At 32.9% G+C, this 20292-nt stretch carries 21 protein-coding genes; 15 read left to right on the plus strand and 6 right to left on the minus strand.

Annotated elements, in window-relative coordinates:
- Window positions 1-57: 57 nt before the first annotated feature.
- The 4 genes from FDY99_RS19040 to FDY99_RS19055 all read left to right on the plus strand — a co-directional run bounded on the left by FDY99_RS19040 (window position 58) and on the right by FDY99_RS19055 (window position 5688).
- Entirely contained in the window at window positions 58-1953 is a 1896-nt protein-coding gene (locus tag FDY99_RS19040) for a DUF3857 domain-containing protein (protein ID WP_139423303.1), read from the plus strand.
- Window positions 1954-3891 carry a transglutaminase-like domain-containing protein gene (locus tag FDY99_RS19045; RefSeq protein ID WP_139423304.1) on the plus strand — a complete coding sequence of 646 codons (1938 nt, stop codon included), beginning with the start codon at window positions 1954-1956 and terminating at the stop codon, window positions 3889-3891.
- Between the two features lie 76 nt (window positions 3892-3967).
- Window positions 3968-4792, plus strand: coding sequence for a DUF3298 and DUF4163 domain-containing protein (locus tag FDY99_RS19050; RefSeq protein ID WP_139423305.1), 825 nt, complete (start codon window positions 3968-3970; stop codon window positions 4790-4792).
- A 5-nt stretch (window positions 4793-4797) separates the two neighbouring features.
- Complete coding sequence (locus FDY99_RS19055; protein WP_394344545.1) at window positions 4798-5688, plus strand: diacylglycerol/lipid kinase family protein; 891 nt, start codon at window positions 4798-4800, stop codon at window positions 5686-5688.
- A gap of 146 nt (window positions 5689-5834) precedes the next feature.
- On the opposite strand, the gene FDY99_RS19060 is transcribed toward FDY99_RS19055, so the two are convergent.
- Genes FDY99_RS19060 through ggt form a run of 3 tightly spaced genes read right to left on the minus strand, consistent with a single transcriptional unit; the run spans window position 5835 to window position 9339 of the window.
- Window positions 5835-6305 (minus strand): VOC family protein, encoded by a 471-nt coding sequence (locus FDY99_RS19060; RefSeq protein WP_228448857.1) that lies wholly within the window; start codon window positions 6303-6305, stop codon window positions 5835-5837.
- Between the two features lie 11 nt (window positions 6306-6316).
- Window positions 6317-7597: a dicarboxylate/amino acid:cation symporter gene (locus tag FDY99_RS19065; protein WP_139423306.1), complete on the minus strand. Its 1281-nt coding sequence runs from the start codon at window positions 7595-7597 to the stop codon at window positions 6317-6319.
- 56 nt (window positions 7598-7653) lie between these two features.
- Entirely contained in the window at window positions 7654-9339 is a 1686-nt protein-coding gene (gene ggt / locus FDY99_RS19070) for a gamma-glutamyltransferase (RefSeq protein ID WP_139423307.1), read from the minus strand.
- Between the two features lie 90 nt (window positions 9340-9429).
- Here ggt and FDY99_RS19075 point away from each other — a divergent pair, with 90 nt between their 5' ends.
- Entirely contained in the window at window positions 9430-10395 is a 966-nt protein-coding gene (locus tag FDY99_RS19075) for an NAD-dependent epimerase/dehydratase family protein (RefSeq protein ID WP_066677291.1), read from the plus strand.
- Between the two features lie 55 nt (window positions 10396-10450).
- A complete protein-coding gene (locus tag FDY99_RS19080; protein ID WP_139423308.1) occupies window positions 10451-11203 on the plus strand; it encodes a polysaccharide deacetylase family protein in 753 nt (250 codons plus the stop codon).
- A 150-nt stretch (window positions 11204-11353) separates the two neighbouring features.
- On the opposite strand, the gene FDY99_RS19085 is transcribed toward FDY99_RS19080, so the two are convergent.
- Together FDY99_RS19085 and FDY99_RS19090 are read right to left on the minus strand one after the other, a co-directional pair.
- Complete coding sequence (locus FDY99_RS19085; RefSeq protein ID WP_139423309.1) at window positions 11354-12559, minus strand: metallophosphoesterase; 1206 nt, start codon at window positions 12557-12559, stop codon at window positions 11354-11356.
- 66 nt (window positions 12560-12625) lie between these two features.
- On the minus strand, window positions 12626-13693 hold the full coding sequence (locus FDY99_RS19090) for a 3-oxoacyl-ACP synthase III family protein (RefSeq protein WP_139423310.1): 1068 nt from the start codon (window positions 13691-13693) through the stop codon (window positions 12626-12628).
- Between the two features lie 100 nt (window positions 13694-13793).
- Here FDY99_RS19090 and FDY99_RS19095 point away from each other — a divergent pair, with 100 nt between their 5' ends.
- The 8 genes from FDY99_RS19095 to FDY99_RS19130 all read left to right on the plus strand — a co-directional run bounded on the left by FDY99_RS19095 (window position 13794) and on the right by FDY99_RS19130 (window position 19156).
- Window positions 13794-14363 carry a hypothetical protein gene (locus FDY99_RS19095; protein ID WP_139423311.1) on the plus strand — a complete coding sequence of 190 codons (570 nt, stop codon included), beginning with the start codon at window positions 13794-13796 and terminating at the stop codon, window positions 14361-14363.
- A 3-nt stretch (window positions 14364-14366) separates the two neighbouring features.
- On the plus strand, window positions 14367-15098 hold the full coding sequence (gene ubiE / locus FDY99_RS19100; protein WP_139423312.1) for a bifunctional demethylmenaquinone methyltransferase/2-methoxy-6-polyprenyl-1,4-benzoquinol methylase UbiE: 732 nt from the start codon (window positions 14367-14369) through the stop codon (window positions 15096-15098).
- Window positions 15099-15101: 3 nt separating this feature from the next.
- The gene (gene porT, locus FDY99_RS19105; protein WP_139423313.1) at window positions 15102-15884 is read left to right on the plus strand and encodes a type IX secretion/gliding motility protein PorT/SprT; all 783 of its coding nucleotides are present in this window, start codon (window positions 15102-15104) and stop codon (window positions 15882-15884) included.
- 137 nt (window positions 15885-16021) lie between these two features.
- Window positions 16022-16324: a hypothetical protein gene (locus FDY99_RS19110; RefSeq protein ID WP_074229268.1), complete on the plus strand. Its 303-nt coding sequence runs from the start codon at window positions 16022-16024 to the stop codon at window positions 16322-16324.
- Entirely contained in the window at window positions 16324-16611 is a 288-nt protein-coding gene (locus tag FDY99_RS19115; RefSeq protein ID WP_074229267.1) for a cell division protein ZapA, read from the plus strand. The genes FDY99_RS19110 and FDY99_RS19115 overlap by 1 nt, the downstream gene beginning before the upstream one ends.
- A 229-nt stretch (window positions 16612-16840) precedes the next feature.
- A complete protein-coding gene (rny, locus tag FDY99_RS19120; protein ID WP_139423314.1) occupies window positions 16841-18409 on the plus strand; it encodes a ribonuclease Y in 1569 nt (522 codons plus the stop codon).
- Window positions 18410-18598: 189 nt separating this feature from the next.
- Window positions 18599-18790, plus strand: coding sequence for a hypothetical protein (locus tag FDY99_RS19125; RefSeq protein WP_139423315.1), 192 nt, complete (start codon window positions 18599-18601; stop codon window positions 18788-18790).
- Window positions 18791-18970: 180 nt separating this feature from the next.
- On the plus strand, window positions 18971-19156 hold the full coding sequence (locus tag FDY99_RS19130; protein ID WP_074229264.1) for a hypothetical protein: 186 nt from the start codon (window positions 18971-18973) through the stop codon (window positions 19154-19156).
- A gap of 58 nt (window positions 19157-19214) precedes the next feature.
- On the opposite strand, the gene FDY99_RS19135 is transcribed toward FDY99_RS19130, so the two are convergent.
- Window positions 19215-19682, minus strand: a complete 468-nt coding sequence (locus FDY99_RS19135; RefSeq protein WP_074229263.1) for an acyl-CoA thioesterase — start codon at window positions 19680-19682, stop codon at window positions 19215-19217.
- Between the two features lie 80 nt (window positions 19683-19762).
- Between FDY99_RS19135 and FDY99_RS19140 the strand changes: the two genes are divergently transcribed.
- Window positions 19763-20116, plus strand: a complete 354-nt coding sequence (locus tag FDY99_RS19140) for an arsenate reductase family protein (protein WP_115949564.1) — start codon at window positions 19763-19765, stop codon at window positions 20114-20116.
- The last annotated feature ends 176 nt before the right edge of the window (window positions 20117-20292 follow it).

Below are 20292 nucleotides of genomic sequence, written 5' to 3' on the forward strand. Positions count from 1 at the left end.
TGATAATTTTTTAACATTTTATTAAGATTTTTTATATTTTTGAGGAAAATATTAACAATGATGAAATTATGGTGTGTAGGAGCATTTTCTTTAGCTTCTTTTTACTATGCACAAAGTTATCCGGTATCAGAAATTAGTGATGTTTTAAAAAAGAACGCAAGTGCTGTCATTCGAAATGAAAGCACAGTTTTGGAAATCAATAAAGTGGACGAAATCGTTTACCGGAACTCTTCAGCAATTACAGTAATCAATAAAGATGCAGTTGGTTTTTCGCTTCCAAAAATATATTATGAAAAAGGAAACACGGTTTCTAACGTCAAAGTAACAGTATATGATGAAAAGGGTGCTAAAATAAAAAGCTATTCTAAAAGTGATTTCACGGATGTTGCAGCCAATTCTCAAGATACATTTCATTCTGATAGTAGAATGATGTATCTCTCTTATATACCTACAAGCTATCCTTATACCATTGAATTTAGTTATGATCAGAAAGATCAGAATACTATTTTTATTCCTGATTTTACACCTTATAATGATTTTAATATTTCTTTACAGAAAAGTAGTTTTAAGGTTATCAATAAATCAGGAATCAATTTACGATCTAAGACGTATGATTCACCATTCGGATTTGCTTCTGTAAAAGTTTCAGATCAAGACGGTGGGAAATTATATACTTACGAAAATATTCCGGTAATTGATCAAGAAGATATGGTTCCCAATCCTCAGAAAATTTTGCCAAAAGTAAGTTTTTCTTTGGATCAATTTAATCTGGTAGGAAAAAAAGGAAGTATTACTAATTGGAAAGATTTCGGAGTTTGGTATTATAACAATCTTTTGACACCGGTTTCAGTTTCTACTCCTCAAATAAAAGCTGAAATTGCAGCACTTAATCTTTCCGGATCTACAGAAGAAAAGGTGAAGAAAATTTATCAGTATATGCAAAGCAAAACACGATATGTTTTCGTAGCCTTAGGAATTGGAGGTTGGCAACCCATGATGCCGGATGAAGTGCAGAAAAAAGGCTATGGTGATTGTAAAGGTCTTTCAAATTATATGAAAATACTTTTGGACGAAGCTGGGATACCGTCATATTATTGTAAAGTCATTTCCGGTTCTTCCTCTATTTCATTTGATAAAGATTTTCCTAAAATGGGAGGTAATCATATTATTTTATGTGTTCCAACAGAAAAAGGAAATATCTGGCTGGAAAATACATCTCAGGAAATGGCTTACAATCATTTAAGTTTCAGCACAACTGATAGGAATGTTTTAGCTGTAAAACCTGATGGAATCGAGATTATGGAAACTCCAAGCTATTCTTCACAACAAAATAAAGAAAAACAGGTTTTAAATATTCAGCTAAATCCAGATAAAACGATTACCGGGAATGGTAAATTTACTTATACCGGAAATCAGTATGATTTTAATTTAGTATTTGCAGGATTAGGGCAGGCTGAGAAAAATAATACCATAAAGAATACACTTTCTATATTAGATTTTGATAAGGTTGAGATGTCTGATTTTAAAAATAACAGAGATTTAGCAACAATCGATTTTGATCTGAATTTTAAAGCTGTTAATTATTCTAAAATGGTAGGTTCTAGTTATATTTTCAGAGCTGTTCCTATTTATGCCAATGCTAGATACCATCAAGATGAAAACAGAAGTCTTCCTTTTGAAAATCGCTTTTCTTACGAAGACGAATATGAGATTATTTATAAGCTTCCTGCAGGATATATCATTGAAGAAATGCCGGAAAACGGAAATGTAAATTCAGAATTTGGTACGTATAAAATTTCTTTTGAAAAAAAAGAAGATAAGCTTATTGTAAAAAGGTTTTTCCAAATGAAAAAAGGGCTTCATTCTAAAGATAAATACAATGACTATGTAAGTTTCAGAAAAAAAGTAATGAATGCCGATAACTCAAAAATTTTAATTTCAAAAAAATCATAAATGAGAAATATAATAACCCTATTTTCGGTATTTTGTATAAGTACAGCTCTTTTCGCACAGGATCAAAAGTTCTTAAAGATGCCTAAGTTTAATAAAGATGATCTTAAAAAAGAGAAATCAGAGATTGATCCGAAAGCTCCTGCAGAAATACTGTATCGATCCATACATTATCGTATTGATAATAGTACCGGAAAACTTATAAAAGAATATTCTTATCGTATAAAAATTTACGAAAAAGAAAAGTCTGAAGTTTGGCATAATCTGGAGGTTTCTCTTTTTGATAACACCTCCGGAGACCGTGAGATTTTAAATAATATGAAAGCTTTGGTGTATAACCTTGAAGGTGATAATGTAGTTGAAACTAAAGTTGATAAAAGCTCAAAATTTAAATCAAAAGAAAATAAATATATTACGGTAAGTAAATATGCTTTTCCTACTATAAAAAATGGTTCTATTATAGAATATCATTATGAGGTTTCTTCTCCTTTTGCCTATGAAGTTCCAATGATTTATATAGAGTTGGATGTTCCTTCTGTTTATACAGAATATGTTTTCGATTCACCAACCCAAATGTCTTATAATGTAGATTTTACAGGAAGTTTACTTCCGAAATATAAAATCGTGAAAGAAGATGTACTGTATGGATCACAACATAGGACTTATAGGTTCGGTTATGACAATCTGAAAGGATTTAAGACTGAAAAGTTTGTGAAAAATAACGATAACTACAGAACGAAAATCAGAGCAGAGATTCATTCAACTTATTTTGGCAATAATCTTAAAACGTATACTTCTACTTGGGAAGATATCAGAAAAAAATTATGGGATCATGATGATTTTGGATCACAGTATAAAAAAGATAGATTGGTAAAAGAGCTGCTTCCTGCAGGAATTCTTGATGAAAAAAATGATCTTTCTAAGGCAAATAAAATTTTAGATTATGTAAAGACTAACTTTACATGGAATGAGAGTAATGGTATTTATGCAGAAAACGGAATCAGAGATCTTATTAAAAATAAGACAGGAAATGATGCTGATCTTAACTTAATGTTGACAGCAATGCTGAGAAGTGCAAACATTACCGCATATCCTATTCTTATTTCTACTGTGAGAAACGGAAGTGTAAATTTGACATTCCCTAATTTAGGTAATTTTAATTATGTGATTGTAGGGGCAGAAATCAACAAAACATTTTATCTTTTTGATGCAACATCAAAACAGTCAAAGGCCAATCTTTTACCTTCACGAGTATGGAATGACAATGGACTTTTAGTGAAAGATGACAAAGCAGAAGTTATTTCGCTTACTAACATTAATATAAGTTATAATAGTCACACTGTCAAAGCAAAAATACATCCAGATGGTACAATTTCAGGTGCTTATCAAGATCAGGATGAAGGGATGATGGCTATGAATGCAAAAGAAAACTTTGATGAAAATCCTGATAAGTATAAAAAACAGTATAAGGAAAACTTTTCAGTAGGTTTTGATAATATCAACTCTAGAGTTTTGGAAGGGGGAGAGTTTCGGTCTACTATGAGCTTCAACTCAAACAATATGATCGATAATGTAGGAAAAAAAATGATTATGAACCCTCTTTTATTTTTACATCAGACCAGGAATGATTTTGATCAGCAGGATGAAAGAAAATATATGATTGATTTTATTTCGCCAATTAGTAAAACGAAGGTTGTAGAAATAGAAATTCCTGAAGGATATGATGTAGCAGATTTACCAAAAAGTAAAAAAATCGTTACTGAAGATAAAGAAATAAGCTATTCTTACACAGTAGAGAAAAAAGATAATAGAATTATAACGATTTCTGAATATAATATTGCAAGTGCAGATTATCCTAAAGAATACTACCCTGCATTCAAGAAAATCTGGAAAGTAATTTCAGATTCTGAAAGTCAGGTAATGAGTTTGATTAAAAAATAATCGATTATTTATACAAATTTTTAAAACCATTCATTTTGTGAATGGTTTTTGCATTCTAGTCGAAAAATAAATTATTATGAAAAATAAAGTTGTACTAATCCTGTTCTCGGCAGCTTTCCTTTTGTCTGCATGTAAAAAGACAGAATCAGAAAAAGTTGACACAAAAGCTGAGAATAAAAGTCCTGAAAAATTCACAATAGATTCTCTTAAAGTAAATGATTCTGTAAAGATTAACGATAAACTTTCTGTAAATTATGCTTCAAAAGTATTGGTTTTCCCGACTTTAAAAGATAAAGCTCTTTTAGACAGTATTTATTACGATAAAACAGGAATTACGGACTATTCAAAACAAGGATTACAAAATTTTTTAAATAAAGATAAAGCTGAGTTTGTTTCATCGGTAAAAGAAGACAGCAAAGAATGGATTTCAGATATTCAGAATCCGCAAACCTGGGAAGCAGGCTCGTTTATGAAACTGATTTCTCAAAACGATGATTTTCTTCAGATTGAATATTTACATACTTCGTATCAAGGCGGAGCGCATGGTAATTATTCTTTCGATACACGAGTTTTTGATTTAAAAAACAACAAAAAATTAGATTTAAAAGATATTACCACAATGCCAAAAACAAGATTGGAAGAACTTTTAATGAAAAATATCGACAAACTTCCGAGCGGAACAACCGATTCTGATGGTCCGGTTAAAAATTCAGATATGCTTTTGGTGGATGTAATTCCGGCAAACAAAGATTTTTACTTTGATGAGAAAAATCTCTATTTCCATTATAGCCCTTACGAAATTGCAGCTTTTGCAGCCGGAGATATTGTAATTCCTGTCTCTTGGAAAGAGCTCGACAGAACAATTAATCCGGAATTTAAAAAGAGAATGAAAATTAACTAATATTAATGCTTCCAAATCAGGAAGCATTTTTTACTTTTGTGGCAATGGAAAGAGTAGCTTTTATCATCAATCCTTTTTCGGCAAAAAAAAATTACCAGCCATTTCTGAACGAACTTAAAAATAAAGTACAAAATCCTCTGTACTATATTTCTGAGTCTATTTTGGGAACTGATGATTTTATCAAAACAAACTTCGATGAGGTTGATTTTTTTGTGGCCATCGGAGGCGACGGAACGATCTCTACGGTCGCTAAACAACTCATTAATACCGAAAAAGTATTAGCTATTTTTCCGGCAGGATCGGGAAATGGTTTTTCTAATGAAACACAATTCAGCAAAAATTTAGATGAATTATTAGATAAATTAAAAGCTAAAAAATCTCGTAAAATAGATACTTTTACGATAAATGACAGACTTTCTATCAATGTTTCAGGAACTGGTTTTGATGGGAAAGTCGTTAAAGAATTTGAAAAAACCAATCGCGGATTTAAAAATTATATCAAAGTTTCTTTGAAGACTTTTTTTAATTATAAACCAATCAAGCTTAAGTTTTTTGATGAAAATTATAAGCAGTACAACGGAAAGTATTTGATGGTGAATATTGCCAACACCCGTCAGTTTGGAAACAACGCTTATATTGCGCCAATGGCGAGCAAAAGTGATGGTCTGGTTGATATGGTTTTGGTGAAAAAATTTCCGTTGACGTATTCGCCGCTTTTTGCGTTCAGAATGTTTACCAAAAAACTAAAAGAAGATGATTACATCACGTATCTTCCGGTTTCAGAAATAGAGTTTAAAGTAAATACCAAAAACTGGCATCTTGATGGAGAATTCAACAAAATAAAATCTCCGATTCATGTGAAAGTTCAGCCTTCAAGTCTGAATATTTTAATTTAAAATCATTGTGAAATAAAAAAGCCTTCCGTGAAGAAGGCTAAAAACACAAATGATGAAAAAATTATCATTACGATAATAATGTATTACAAAGTAAATACTTAGAACCTATATTTTTTATGGTTTTAATCATATAGATTAAAAAAACTTTATTGCCTATTGTTTATGGTTTCATGAAGGGCAATTCGGTTTCCTTCACTGTCTTCAAATTCGGCAACAGCAAAACCATGTTTTTCGTTTAAGGTTTTTGGATAAAGAATTTTCCCCTTGTTTTCTAAAACTTTTTTTAATACAGAATCAATATTTTCGGTTTTAAAATAAATAATCACTCCATCTTTCGTTGGTTTATAAACGTCTCCTTTTGCCAAAGCTCCGGAAATTCCGCTTTGGGTTTCTTTGAAAGGGAAAAGCATCATTTCATAATCGTCAATTATTTCTTTCTCAAATTTAAAATTAAAAACATTCGTGTAAAATTTTTCTGCCCGTTCAATATTGGTAACAGGAATTTCAAAATATACAACAGGATTATTTCCATTCATCTTTTTGTTATTATTTTGTTCGTTGCAGGCTAAACAAATTCCTGCAATAAATAGTATTATGAATTTTGTGAAAATTTTCATTAAAACAATCTTTAAACTTCCAGTTTTTTCTCAATTTCATTTGGGTTTTGCAGGCAATATTGAAGCTGTTTTTTATCTAATTGCTTTTCCCAATTGGCTACAACTACAGTTGCTACAGAGTTTCCGATGACATTCGTTAAAGCACGACATTCACTCATAAATTTATCAATTCCTAGAATTAAGGTCATTCCCGCAATCGGAATTTCAGGAACCACAGCCAAAGTTGCCGCCAAAGTTACGAAGCCAGCTCCTGTAACTCCTGCAGCCCCTTTCGAACTCAGCATTGCCACCAAAAGAAGCATCAGTTGTTTTTCGATAGAAAGATCAATATTTAAAGCTTGCGCAATGAATAATGAGGCGAGAGTCATATAAATATTGGTGCCGTCAAGATTAAAAGAATATCCGGTGGGAACTACCAAACCTACAATCGCTCTGGAACATCCTGCTTTTTCCATCTTTTCCATAATTCCGGGAAGTGCAGATTCTGAAGAACTTGTTCCTAAAACCAACAAAAGTTCTTCTTTTAAATAATACATCAGTTTAAAAATATTAAAACCATTGTACCAAGCAACAGCTCCCAAAACCAAAACGACAAATAGGATAGAGGTGATATAGAAAGTTCCTACAAGAAAAATTAAATTTAAAACGGAAGCTAAACCATATTTTCCAATCGTAAAAGCCATTGCTCCGAAAGCTCCGATTGGTGCTAGTTTCATCAGCATATGAACGATTTTAAAAATAGGAGCAGCCAAAACCTGTAAAAATTCTGTGACTTTCCCGCTTTTTTCTTTCGTTAAAACCAAAGCAATTCCCATTAAAATAGCCACCAAAAGTACCTGAAGAATATTATCTCCAATCAACGGACTGAATAGTGTTTCCGGGATAATATTCATGATAAATCCGGTGAGCGTCGTGTCGTGTGCTTTTTGTTGATATTGCGAAACATCGCCTGATAAACTTGCTGGATCAATGTTTAAACCTGCTCCAGGTTGAATAATGTTTCCTACAATTAAACCGATTATCAATGCTAACGTTGAAAATGTAAAAAAATAGAGCATTGCTTTTATGGCAATTCTTCCCACTTTTTTCAGGTCTGTCATGTGGGCAATTCCTAAAGTAAGCGTAATGAAAATGACCGGAGCAATGATCATTTTAACCAATTTAATGAATCCATCGCCTAGAGGTTTCATTTTTTCACCTAATTCGGGGTAGAAATTTCCTAAGAGAATTCCTAAAGTAATGGCAACAATTACCTGAAAATAGAGTTGCTGGTAGAATTTTTTTGCTTTCAAAAGAGATGAGTTTACTTTTTTAAGAACGAAAAATAGGAAAATAAATTTTAAGTAGATTATTCTACTGCAACAGAGTCATCACCACGACCATCTGCAACAGCATGAATATTTCCATTATCGTCTATGACAATCATTTCCGTTCTTCCCAATTGATTCACCCTTTCAGCTTTATAACCTAATTTTTCTAAATCTTTGATTGTTGTTTCCGGAAAATTCTTTTCAAAAGATACCGTTTCAGGAAGCCATTGATGATGGAATTTTGGAGAATTAACAGTCATATTGGTATTCAATTTAAAATCAATCACATTCACAATCGACTGATAAACAGAAGTTGGAATAGTCGTTCCGCCCGGAGTTCCTACAACCATATAAGGTTTCCCGTTTTTCAAAACAATTGTTGGTGTCATCGAAGAAAGCATTCTTTTATTAGGCTGAATTGCGTTTGCTTCACCGCCAACTGCACCAAACATATTGGAAACACCTGGTTTTATAGAGAAATCATCCATTTCATTATTTAAGAAAAAACCTGCTCCCGAAACAACAACCTTACTTCCGTACAAACCATTTAGCGTTGTGGTAACAGCAGCTGCATTTCCGTCTTTGTCAATCACTGAAATATGTGTGGTTTCCGTAGATTCTTTGGGTTGATTAATGACTTTTTCTACTTCCGAATTTGGCGTAGCTTTACTAAAACTAAAACTTTTCCATCTGTTTTTCAAATAATCGTCAGAAATTAAATAGGCTGTTTTATCCTGAATAAAATCGGGGTCACCCATATATTCAGCTCTGTCGGCAAAAGCTCTTCTTTCGGCTTCCACCATAATTTGAACTGCCTGCGTAGAATTTTGTTGATATTTTTCTAGATTTTCATAACCCGACATCTTTAGCATCTGTGCTAAAAGAATTCCGCCGCTTGAAGGTAAAGGCATCGAAATAACATTGTTCCCTTTGTAATCAAATTCGAGTGCTTTTCTTTCGGCAACTTTATAGTTTTTCAGATCTTCTAAAGTGATAATTCCGTTTTCTTTTTTCATTTCTGAAACCAGAAGTTCAGCAGTTTTTCCTTCATAAAATCCTTTTAATCCTGATTTTTGAATTAATTTTAAAGTTTCTGCCAATTCTTTCTGTATCAGAATGTCACCTGATTTCCAAACCTCGTTTTTTACAAATGCATTGGATGTTTTATTATATTTTTGAAAATATTCTTTATGGGAATTTAATAATCTGGCTTCCTGTTCGGTAATAGCAAAACCTTTTTCAGCCAAATCAATGGCAGGTTGAATTAGTTTTTCCATCGGAAGTTTACAATGCTTTAAAGTCGCAAAAAATCCCGCCACACTTCCAGGAATTCCAACCGCTAATCTTCCGTTTTGAGACAAATCGGTATTGGCTTTTCCGTTTTTGCTGAGGTACATATTTTTGGAAGCGTTTTTAGGAGCTGTTTCACGGTAATCGAGCGTAAATTTTTCTCCGTTATTTTTTACACCTACCAAAAATCCGCCGCCGCCAATATTTCCGGCTTGAGGATAAACAACAGCTAAAGCATATTGTGTAGCGACCACTGCATCATAAGCATTTCCGCCCATTTTAAGAATTTTTGCTCCGGCTTCACTTGCCAATGGATGCGCAGAAACTACAACTCCTTTGTTTTTCACTTTAACTTCTTTTACAATATTAATATCAGTGTACTGTGCTGAAAGCGAGCAAGAAAGCAAAATGAAGGAAATAATAATTTTTTTCATTTGTAAAAATTGTAATCGAATTTACAATTTTGTTTTAAAATAGGGTCTAAAATTTCTATTTTTGCTTTTATCATAATAATAAAAAGTAAAATGGAGTCTTATACGGAAAAAATATTGATTACAGGGGCTTTAGGGCAAATCGGAACTGAGTTGACGAACAGATTGGTAGAGATACATGGAGCTGATAATGTAGTTGCTTCGGGTCTTGACAGATGGCAAAAAGGTCTTACTTCTGCCGGACATTACGAAAGAATGGATGTTACCAATACGCAATTGGTAAGACAGGTCATTAAAGATTACGAAATCACAACAGTGTATCATTTAGCTTCTCTTTTATCAGGAACATCAGAAAAACAACCCATTTTCGCATGGAAATTAAATCTTGAGCCACTTCTTCAGTTTTGTGAGCTTGCAAAAGAAGGTTTGCTTAAAAAGATTTTCTGGCCAAGTTCTATCGCTGTTTTCGGTAAAGGAATTCCAAAAGAAAATGTAGGTCAGGATGTAGTTTTAAACCCTACAACTGTTTACGGTATTTCTAAAATGGCGGGAGAAAAATGGTGCGAATATTATTTTGATAAATATGGAGTAGATGTAAGAAGTATCCGTTATCCCGGTTTGATTTCTTGGAAAACTCCTGCAGGTGGAGGAACTACAGATTACGCTGTTGAAATTTTCTACGAAGCGATCGAAGAAGGAAAATATACAAGTTTTATTTCTGAAAATACAGGAATGCCGATGTTGTATATGGATGATGCCATTAACGCTACGTTACAGTTAATGGATGCTCCAAAAGAAAGTCTTACCGTTCGTTCTTCTTATAATTTAGGCGGAATGTCTTTTACTCCAGCAGAATTGGCAGCAGAAATTAAAAAAGAAATTCCTGAATTTGAAATTGATTATAAACCGGATTTCAGACAGGCGATCGCAGATTCTTGGCCTGCTTCAATTGATGATTCTGTTGCTAAAAAAGATTGGGGATTATCTTATGATTTCGGAATTTCTGAGATGTCGAAAGATATGATCAAAAATTTAAAAGTAAAATTGAATAAAAATTAATTAAACTGAGTGTTAATCGCTCTTTTAATAATTAATTTAATCTAAAATCTATTGAATGATATTGCTCACTTTTAACATCGTAAACTTTGAGGCTGGAACTAAAAACAGCATCGTTATTTCTGATGATGAAAGATTGAAAATTACCGAAAGTAATACCAAAGCAATTCTCAGGATCTTAGATCTTCACGATATAAAAGCAAGTTTTTTTGTAGAAATTTCTATTGCAGAAAAACTTCAGAATTTACTAAAAGCAATTTCTGCTCAAGGGCATGAAATTGCTTTTTATAATAAGGATTCTAGTCTTGAAAAGATCGATCAGGTAAAAAAAACGATTCAGGAATTTCTTGAAAAACAGATCAAAGGAATTCGTCAAAAAGACAATCAGTTTTCTTTGGAAGAATTAAAATCAATCGGTTTTAATTATATCTCAAACATCGATCATGCTGACATTTTGTTTCCTTTTAAACGATTAAAAAGAACTTCTGAAATCATCGAAGACAACGGATTAAGCATTGTTCCGGAAAGTATTTCGCCATACAGTCAGTTGCCTTATAATGATTTTGTCTTTCAGATTTTGCCGATGCAGTATTATCAGAATATGGTTTTTGAAACCTTGAAAAATGATGATTTTGTTTTGGTTTACCTTGAATCTTGGCAGTTTACCGACCTTAATAAATATCAGTTTAAAGTTCCGTTTTACCGAAGGTTTTATTTAGGAAAAAAAATGGAAGATAAACTGGAAGCTTTTCTTTCATGGATCAATGAAAAGGAATTGGCAACTTCAAGAATGAAGGATTATATTTTTTAGTTTCGGGTTTCGAGTTTCTGGTTCCGAGATTCGAGTTTAAAGATTCGAGGATTGAAATTCGAGATTTAAACCTGAAACTAAAAACCTCGAAACCCAAATCCCTGATTGCGAATCTCGCAACACGAAACTCGTATCGTGTACCTCGCATCTTTAACTCAATTCAAAAAGCGTAATTTCAGGTAAAACTCCAACTCTTCCTGGGTAGCCTAAAACTCCGAAACCTCTGTTTACGTAGAGCATTTTTCCTTCACTTTCGTACAAATCAGCCCATTTTGGATAGCGGTATTGTACAGGAGACCATTTTATATTTTTTAAATCTAAACCAAACTGCATTCCGTGTGTATGTCCTGAAAGCGTCAAATGAATATCTTTAGGATGTTTTTTCACTACGTAATCAAAATGAGTAGGGTCGTGGCTCATTAAAATTTTAGTGGCGTTTTGCGGAACGTTTTCCAGAGCTTTATCAATATCTCCATATTGTGGAAATGGCTTTAATCCCCAGTTTTCAACACCTAAAATATAGATATTCTCTCCGTTTTTTTCAATAATTCTATTTTCATTACGAAGCATATCAAAACCAGCTTGTCTTTGATAATCAATTAAGGTTTCAAGGTTTTTGTTTTGTTCATCCTTGGAATTCCATTTTACATAATCGCCGTAATCATGGTTTCCTAAGACTGCAAATTTCCCATCTTTCGCTTTAATTTTAGAAAATAAAGGAATAAATGGTTTGAATTCATCCGCCACATTATTTACCATATCTCCCGTAAATAAGACTAAATCTGGATTTTGCTCATTAATTAAATCAATGGCGTGTTGCAGTTTGCTCGGATCAGAAAAACTTCCGCTGTGAACATCAGAGATTTGAATGATTTTATATCCTTTAAAACTTTTAGGAAGATTGGCAAATTTTACTTTTACTCTTCTTACTGTGTGACGGTATTTTCCAAAGGTGATCCCGTCTATGAAAAGAGCAGAAAGTACACCACCTAGACCTAATCCCATTAAGCTTAAAAACTTCCTTCTTTCCGGGAAGAAATTCTCAGTAGGTTTTGTTAATCCTACCAAATAACCTCCTGTTCTGAAAATATCGTCAACCAATAAAAACAGAACGATGAAAATTTTAGGTAAAATAAAAATTAAAAATAAAGAGATTGTGATCTGAGCTCTTTCTGTACTTCGATCACTTCTTTGAAAATGGCTGACTTCGTAGGCAAAAACGCCGTAAACAGCCAAAGATAAAACGATATAGCCTAGTCTTACCCAGAAATTATCTGTTAAGGTTCTTATTGCCTGAAAAATATAAACTTCTAAAAATAAGAAGATTGCGGCTATAAATAAGAAGTTTTTTTGCATAATCAGGTTTAAAAAAAGCACAAAAAATAAATTTCCTGTGCTTTTTATATTGTTTAATTAATATTCTTATGGAAATTTATAAACGATCGCATTGATGTTCATTCCGGCTCCAACCGAAGTCATTACAATGTTCCCTTTATCTTTAAACGTATGACCCTCCATTTTTCCTTTAATTATTAAATCAAACATGGTAGGAATTGTTGCTACAGAGGTATTTCCGAAATCCTGAACCGTCATAGGAGATACAGAATGATCGTAATCTTTCACATCATAAAGCTTGTGAAGTCTGTCTATCATTGCATAATCCATTTTAGCATTCGCTTGGTGAATCAATATTTTGTCGATGTCTTCAATAGACAATTTTGCGTCTTCGATAGTTTCTTTAATAGCTGCAGGAACATTTTTAAGAGCGTACTCATAAATTTTTCTTCCCTGCATTCTTACAAATAAACGAGTCTGATCCGATTCTTCGTTGATAGAAGGTCCGTTTGCAAGATAATTAAGTTCAACACCATTATCACAGATGGTATTATGAGCAATAATCCCTACATTTTCTTCGTCAGTCGCTTTTACTACTACAGCTCCGGCTCCGTCTGCGAAAATCATTCTGTTTCTATCGTGCGGATCGGTTACTCTGCTTAAAGTTTCTGCACCGATAACAAGGATGGTTTTTGCAACATTAGCTTTAATTAAATTATCAGCCAAAATCATCGCTTCAACCCAACCCGGACAACCGAAAATCATATCATAAGTAATACATTTTCTGTTTTTGATGCCCAGTTTATTTTTAACTCTTGCTGCCATTGTCGGCATAAAATCTACATATCCGTTTACGGTAACTTCACCAAAATTACTTGCGTAGATAATATAATTAAGCTCTTCCTGGTCTATATTTGCGTCTGCAATAGCAATTTTTGCAGCTTCAAAACCAATTTGTGAATTTGAAAGATCTTCGTCAATAAATCTCCTGTTTTCTATTTCTGTAATTTCTACAAATTTTGCAATAGTTTCCTCAGCAGGCTTGTCAATCTTCACCCCGTCTTCTGTATAAAACTCTGAATCTAAGAAAAAATCCCTTCCAATTATTCTATTCGGAAGATAAGATCCGGAACCAATAATGATCGTATTTGGCATTCGCTTATGTAATTTTTTAAAGATGCAAAGTTAATAATTAATATTAATAAGAAAGAATTAAAAATATTATTAAATTTGCAAAAATTGTTTCAGCCAATCTATGAAAAACAATCCGTCTTTAAAAGGTTTAATTATTGCTGCTGTGGTATTTATCGGTGCTTTTGCCGTTTACAACTTCTTTTTAGCGAAGAAAAATTATTACCTTGTAGATAATCCTACTCCCAATACCTACTATTTTAAAATAAATAATGAGCCTGAAGGTATTATTTCGGCAGGCCAATCTGTGCAGGTAGACTTACAGAAAGGGAAAAATTCTATAAAAGTTTTTGATCAGAATAAGAAAATGCTTTATGATTCTGCTTTTGAGGTAAATAAAATTCGTGGTCTTTTAAATATTGCCCATAAAGATTATTATATCAATGAGCAATATTATGGGTACAATCTTAAAAAAGATTCATTACTTTTGGCACTGGATAAAACCATGATTGACGGAAAACAATATTATGGGGGAGCTAAACGTTTTAATAAACTCTACACAGAAGGTTTTTATTATAATGTAGATGAAGACTATGATCAGATGATTAAAAACATTCAGAAAGTAGAGTCCCGTACAAAGATTTTCCGCAAGCAGGATTATCTTAATTATTATAAAGAATACTATAAGTTTTAAGTTTTGACAAAAGATATCAACCAAGTAACGCCCTACAATTCTGAATCTAGCAAAAAGAGTCAGGTAGAGGATATGTTCGACAACATTGCGCCTAAATACGATTTATTAAACCACGTTTTGTCTATGAAAATAGATGTGTTGTGGAGAAATAAACTGGTAAAATGGATGAATCACGACAACCCGAAAGAAACGTTGGATGTCGCTACAGGAACCGGAGATTTGGCCATTGCGGTAGAAAAAGGAACCGGTGCAAAAGTAGTGGGATTAGATTTGTCGCAACAAATGTTAAATGTTGGCGTTATTAAAATAAAAAAACTTAATTTAGACGGCAAAATTTCCATGCAAAAGGGCGATGCAGAAAATTTACCTTTCGAGGACAATAGATTTGATGCTGTTTCCGTTGCTTTTGGAGTGAGAAATTTTGAGAACCTTACCAAAGGTTTGGCAGAGTTGAGAAGAGTGGTTAAAGAAAATAAGAGTGTTTATATTCTTGAGTTTTCAAAGGTAGAGGGTTTTTTAGGACCATTTTATATGTTTTATTTCAAAAATATTTTGCCGGCAATCGGCAGATTGGTTTCTAAAGACAACAGGGCGTATACTTATCTTCCCGATTCTGTAAATGCATTTCCTTTTGGAGAAAAGATGAGACAAATTCTTTTAGATACAGGATTTAAAAAAGTAGAATACAAAAAATTAAGTTTAGGTATAGCCACAATTTATAAAGCAACAAAATAACCTATGAATAAATTTCTATTAAAAGCTCTGGTTTTAGCCTCAGTAAGTTTTGCAACAGTTGCAAATGCTCAATTTAGAACCCGTAACAGGATGGACAAGTTGGAAGACTTTGACCAGAAAAAAGTGAGTTGGGGGTTTTATCTGAATGGTAATTTACTGGATTATAGAATTGTACTCAACCCAAGATACGGAATGTATGAAAATCATAATTTGGTATCTTCAAAAGAAAGCACAAGCTTTGGAGCGGGTCTTATTGCCAAATTCAGATTAAATGACTATTTAGATGTAAGAGTAGAGCCAGGTTTGCAGTTTGCTCAGAGACAACTGACTTTTAATACAGATACTAATGCAATGTATCAGGATGGAAGTTTAACGAATGCTCCTTTTATTCCGATTGCTTTAACAGAAAAAGATAGGGTAAGAGATATTAAATCTACTTTGGTAGATATTCCTGTAATGTTAGAATTACACGGAGACAGATGGTACAACTCAAGACCATATGTTGCAGCTGGTGTAAATTATATTGTTAATTTACAATCAAACTCAGATTCTCAAGATGATAATATGCAGCAGGTTTTCAGATCAACAACGCACAATTTTGCTTGGTCTGCAGAGATGGGAATTCAGTTCTATTTTAATAAATTTAAATTAACTCCTGCAATCAGAGGTACATTTTTCATGAATAACGAAATGGTTTCTGATAATGCTTCAACGCCTCCATATTGGTCTGCAGCAGTTTCTACACTACAAACAAGAGCAGTTATGTTTGTTTTGAAATTTGAATAATATAATATAAAATTAATATAAAAAGGAGGTGCTTGGCATCTCCTTTTTTATTTTTGTCAAAATATAGAGATTATTATTTTCGTCGGTACTAATATTTTCCTATTTTTGCTAATAGTTAGAAAATTTATAAACCTGAAATGCTTCAAGAATTAGAAAATAATTTTTCAGAAATAGAAAAAAAGATTTTGAACCTTCAAAAAAGTTATCAAAATTTATCTGAAAAATATTTAGAATTAAATAAAGAGCATACTGAGCTGAAGACTAGATACGATGAAGAGAGAAAGAAAAATCAGGTATTGGCAGAAGAACAGAAAAATATAAAATTGTATTCAGCAATATCAGGAAATCCTGAACACAACAGACTCATGAAAAACCACATCAATAGATTGGTAAAAGAAGTAGACTTTTGTATTGCACAGCTTCAAAATAGTGGATTATAATGGAGGTAAGGAGAATAACCATCAACATTGCAGGGAGAGTGTATCCGCTAAATGTACCCGCAGCAGAAGAAGAAACACTGCGCAAAGTGGGGAAGCAAATAGAAAATATGATTAAAGATTTTGAACAAAATTTTGATGTAAGAGATAAACAGGATGCTTTGGCTATGTGTGCCCTAAAACTGGGAACCAACGCAGAAGTAGTTGCTCTGAATCATGATAAAAATATAAAATCAACCAACGAAAGATTAACAGAAATTAATCGGTCACTGGACGATATAGGAAAATAGATTTTTTTTTCCGAAAAAAACTGCCTACAGTAATTCTAACACATTAAGGTAAACTCAACGCTAAACAATTTAATGTTCGAAAGTCTTTTCAATGGCGCGCTGCATTACGCAGATTACAGAGAGAAGAAATCAGATCAAATCGTGAAGATTAGGAGTTTACTCTAAATCACTGGATTGCTGTGGGCTTTTTTATTTTAAGTTAACAAGACAATTAAAACTCAATATATATATGACAACAGCCATTATAGTAGGCGTTATTTGCTTAGTAATCGGTGCAGTAGCAGGGATGTTTTTCTCTAAAAGTTCACTGAATACAAAAGCTAAATTCATTGTAGATGATGCAAAAAAGAACGCTGAAAACCTTATAGAAAAAGCTAATGTACAAGCTGAATCCATAAAAAAAGAAAAGAATCTTCAAGCTAAAGAAAAATTCTTAGAACTAAAGTCACAGCACGATGCAGATATTCAGGCTCGCGAAAAGAAAATGCAGGACGCTGAAAAAAGAACGAAAGACAAAGAAAATAAGCTGAATGACGAGCTTAGCAAAGCAGGGAAATTAGAAAAGGATCTAGACAGACAGATTGCTGATTATGCTAAGAAAAATGAAATTTTAGAAAAAAAGCAAAGCGATCTGGAGCAGGCAACTGCTAAGAAAGTTGAAATGCTTGAAAAGATTTCAAACTATACAGCAGAAGAAGCTAAAGCAGAATTGGTGGAAACCATGAGAGCAGAAGCAAAAACCAGAGCTCAGGCGCACGTTCAGAGCATTATGGAAGAAGCTCAGTTGAATGCGAAAAGCGAAGCAAGAAAAATTGTTATTCAGACTATTCAGAGAATTGGTACAGAACAGGCGATTGAAAATTCAGTTTCGGTATTTAATATTGAATCTGATGAAGTAAAAGGCAGAATTATCGGTAGAGAAGGTAGAAATATCCGTGCTTTGGAAGCGGTTACAGGTGTAGAAATCATTGTTGATGATACTCCGGAAGCGATTCTTCTTTCATGCTTTGATCCTGTAAGAAGAGAGATCGCAAGACTATCACTTCACAGATTAGTTACAGACGGTAGAATCCACCCTGCAAGAATTGAAGAAGTTGTAGAAAAGACAAGAAAACAAATCGAAGAAGAAATTATCGAAGTTGGTAAAAGAACCATTATCGATTTAGGAATTCACGGTTTGCATCCTGAATTGGTGAAAATCGTTGGTAGAATGAAATACCGTTCTTCATACGGACAAAACCTTTTACAGCACTCAAGAGAAGTTGCCAACATCGCTGCAACAATGGCTGCAGAATTAGGATTAAACGTAAAATTAGCTAAAAGAGCAGGTCTTTTACACGATATCGGTAAAGTTCCTGAGCAGGAATCTGAACTTCCACACGCACTTTTAGGAATGCAATGGGCTGAAAAATATGGTGAAAATGCAGAGGTAATCAATGCAATCGGAGCTCACCACGACGAAGTAGAAATGACTTCTTTATTGTCTCCAATTATTCAGGTTGCCGATGCAATTTCTGGAGCAAGACCGGGAGCAAGAAGACAGGTTTTAGAATCTTATATCCAAAGACTAAAAGATCTTGAAGCTGCAGCATTAAGTTTTGAAGGTGTTTCTTCAGCGTATGCAATTCAGGCGGGTAGAGAACTAAGAGTAATGGTAGAAAGTAGCAGAATAAACGACGAAATGTCTTCTCAGCTTTCTTATGATATTTCTGAGAAAATTCAGAATGAACTGACGTATCCTGGACAGGTAAAAGTAACGGTAATCAGAGAAACAAGAACGGTAAACATCGCAAGATAATTAAAGTTAAAAAAAATAATATGCATAAAAACCTTTCATTAAGTTGAAAGGTTTTTTTATGAATTGTTTTAAGTTGAATTGAATTATGTACAATAATTTGATAATATTGATTTATTGTTTGTGATTTATTTATAAATAATACTTAAATTTGATAATCAAACTATATTGTTTAATTTAAAAACTAATCACATGAAAAAAAACATTTTAAAAAATGCAAAAAAATTAAAGCAGGCTGACCTTAAAAATATTGTAGGAGGAGTAAGCGGAAATCCAGATTTATCTCTTTGTGGATGCGATTGCTCAGGAGCTGTTACAGGTCCTTTCTATTGTGTACAGTATATCGCTTGCCCACAAGTGTATACTTGCAAAGACGTATATTAGATATTAAGAAGTGAATTTGCCTAAGTTTTTAAGACAGATTTTAAAAAATAAAAATAAAACCTTTCATTTAGTGGAAGGTTTTATTTTTATGTACGAAAATTTGATAATATTTATTGTTTATTTACGTTATATTTATAAATTCGGTATTCAAACTATATTATAAATTTAAAATCAAATCACATGACAAACATTTTAAAAAACGCGAAAAAATTAAAGCAGGCTGATCTTAAAAACATCGTCGGAGGAATTAAGGTTGGAAACCCAGACTTATCTCTTTGCGGATGTAGCTGCACAGGAGCCGTAACCGGACCTTCATATTGTACACAGTATATGGGTTGTCCGCAAGTTTATAATTGTAAAGACTAAAATAATAAAACCCTTCCAAAGATCATTTGGAAGGGTTTTTACTTTTAACAATAAACCTTTATAAAAAAGGTTTCATTTCGTCTTCAATCTGAGTTCTCAGCTCCATAAGACGTTTTGCATATTTTTCCTGTTGTTTTTCTTCTTCAGTTTCAGGAATCCATTTCGGAACGGGAAGCTTCTTTCCATTTTCATCTACGGCTACAAATACAATGATGCAATGCGTTTTCTTGTCAAAAGTAGGCTGCTTCAAATTTCTTGAAAAAACATTAATTGAAATATGCATACTCGAAGAACCGGTATAAATTACCTGTGCTTCCACTTTTACAATTTCACCAATTTTAATAGGTTCGTAGAAACGAATTCCTCCAACGTAAACTGTTACAGAATAATTTCCACTCCATGTTGTTGCACAGGCATAACCAGCTTGGTCGATCCACTTCATTACACTTCCGCCGTGTACATTTCCGCCGTAATTTACATCTGAAGGTTCAGAGATAAACTGAAAAGTAACAGGTTTGTTATCCATTTTTTTAATTTTAATAAAGGTATTTAATAATTTTCAGAGTTTTATATTTAACCTTACTTTTGGGGATTAAATTTTTATCAATGAAAAAAGTATTTTATCTTAATACATGCGATACGTGTCGAAAAATTTTGGCGCAGTTTAATCTTTCAGATTGGGAGTTAAGAGAAATTAAAAAACAACCGATTACGAAAGAAGAATTGGAAGAAATGTACAGTAAAACTAATTCTTACGAAGCATTATTCAGTAAAAAGTCTACTCAAATCAAATTGAGAGAATTGGATGCAAAGTCTTTGACGGAAGATGATTTTAAAGAACTTATTTTGGATCATTATACTTTTCTAAAGCGTCCTGTTTTCCTTACAGATAAAGAAATTTTTGTAGGAAATGAGAAAAAAAATATAGATGCGCTAAAGATGTTTTTTAGAGCTGAATAGTTGTTTTGGCATTGCGAGGAGCGAAGCGACGAAGCAATCTCTAATAAATCCGTGCTTACAAACAAAAATTATTGTTTACTGACGAACGCTGAAAAAAGACAAAAACTCTAGCCTCTATTGCAATGGAAATCCTTTTTTGCAAAAAAAATTGAAATGAAAAGCGAGAAATCAGCTCT

It is taken from the genome of Chryseobacterium mulctrae (assembly GCF_006175945.1).
Classification (GTDB): domain Bacteria; phylum Bacteroidota; class Bacteroidia; order Flavobacteriales; family Weeksellaceae; genus Chryseobacterium; species Chryseobacterium mulctrae.

Bases quoted from the DNA above. Each gene is read 5' to 3' on its own strand.
- FDY99_RS19115 (WP_074229267.1), top strand. From the start codon at position 16,324: ATGGAGGTAAGGAGAATAACCATCAACATTGCAGGGAGAGTGTATCCG.
- FDY99_RS19125 (WP_139423315.1), top strand. From the start codon at position 18,599: ATGAAAAAAAACATTTTAAAAAATGCAAAAAAATTAAAGCAGGCTGAC.
- FDY99_RS19040 (WP_139423303.1), top strand. From the start codon at position 58: ATGATGAAATTATGGTGTGTAGGAGCATTTTCTTTAGCTTCTTTTTAC.
- porT (WP_139423313.1), top strand. From the start codon at position 15,102: ATGAATAAATTTCTATTAAAAGCTCTGGTTTTAGCCTCAGTAAGTTTT.
- FDY99_RS19045 (WP_139423304.1), top strand. From the start codon at position 1,954: ATGAGAAATATAATAACCCTATTTTCGGTATTTTGTATAAGTACAGCT.
- FDY99_RS19050 (WP_139423305.1), top strand. From the start codon at position 3,968: ATGAAAAATAAAGTTGTACTAATCCTGTTCTCGGCAGCTTTCCTTTTG.
- FDY99_RS19135 (WP_074229263.1), bottom strand. From the start codon at position 19,682: ATGGATAACAAACCTGTTACTTTTCAGTTTATCTCTGAACCTTCAGAT.
- rny (WP_139423314.1), top strand. From the start codon at position 16,841: ATGACAACAGCCATTATAGTAGGCGTTATTTGCTTAGTAATCGGTGCA.
- FDY99_RS19130 (WP_074229264.1), top strand. From the start codon at position 18,971: ATGACAAACATTTTAAAAAACGCGAAAAAATTAAAGCAGGCTGATCTT.
- FDY99_RS19055 (WP_394344545.1), top strand. From the start codon at position 4,798: ATGCTTCCAAATCAGGAAGCATTTTTTACTTTTGTGGCAATGGAAAGA.
- FDY99_RS19080 (WP_139423308.1), top strand. From the start codon at position 10,451: ATGATATTGCTCACTTTTAACATCGTAAACTTTGAGGCTGGAACTAAA.
- FDY99_RS19060 (WP_228448857.1), bottom strand. From the start codon at position 6,305: ATGAAAATTTTCACAAAATTCATAATACTATTTATTGCAGGAATTTGT.
- FDY99_RS19110 (WP_074229268.1), top strand. From the start codon at position 16,022: ATGCTTCAAGAATTAGAAAATAATTTTTCAGAAATAGAAAAAAAGATT.
- FDY99_RS19095 (WP_139423311.1), top strand. From the start codon at position 13,794: ATGAAAAACAATCCGTCTTTAAAAGGTTTAATTATTGCTGCTGTGGTA.
- ggt (WP_139423307.1), bottom strand. From the start codon at position 9,339: ATGAAAAAAATTATTATTTCCTTCATTTTGCTTTCTTGCTCGCTTTCA.
- FDY99_RS19085 (WP_139423309.1), bottom strand. From the start codon at position 12,559: ATGCAAAAAAACTTCTTATTTATAGCCGCAATCTTCTTATTTTTAGAA.
- FDY99_RS19090 (WP_139423310.1), bottom strand. From the start codon at position 13,693: ATGCCAAATACGATCATTATTGGTTCCGGATCTTATCTTCCGAATAGA.
- FDY99_RS19140 (WP_115949564.1), top strand. From the start codon at position 19,763: ATGAAAAAAGTATTTTATCTTAATACATGCGATACGTGTCGAAAAATT.
- FDY99_RS19075 (WP_066677291.1), top strand. From the start codon at position 9,430: ATGGAGTCTTATACGGAAAAAATATTGATTACAGGGGCTTTAGGGCAA.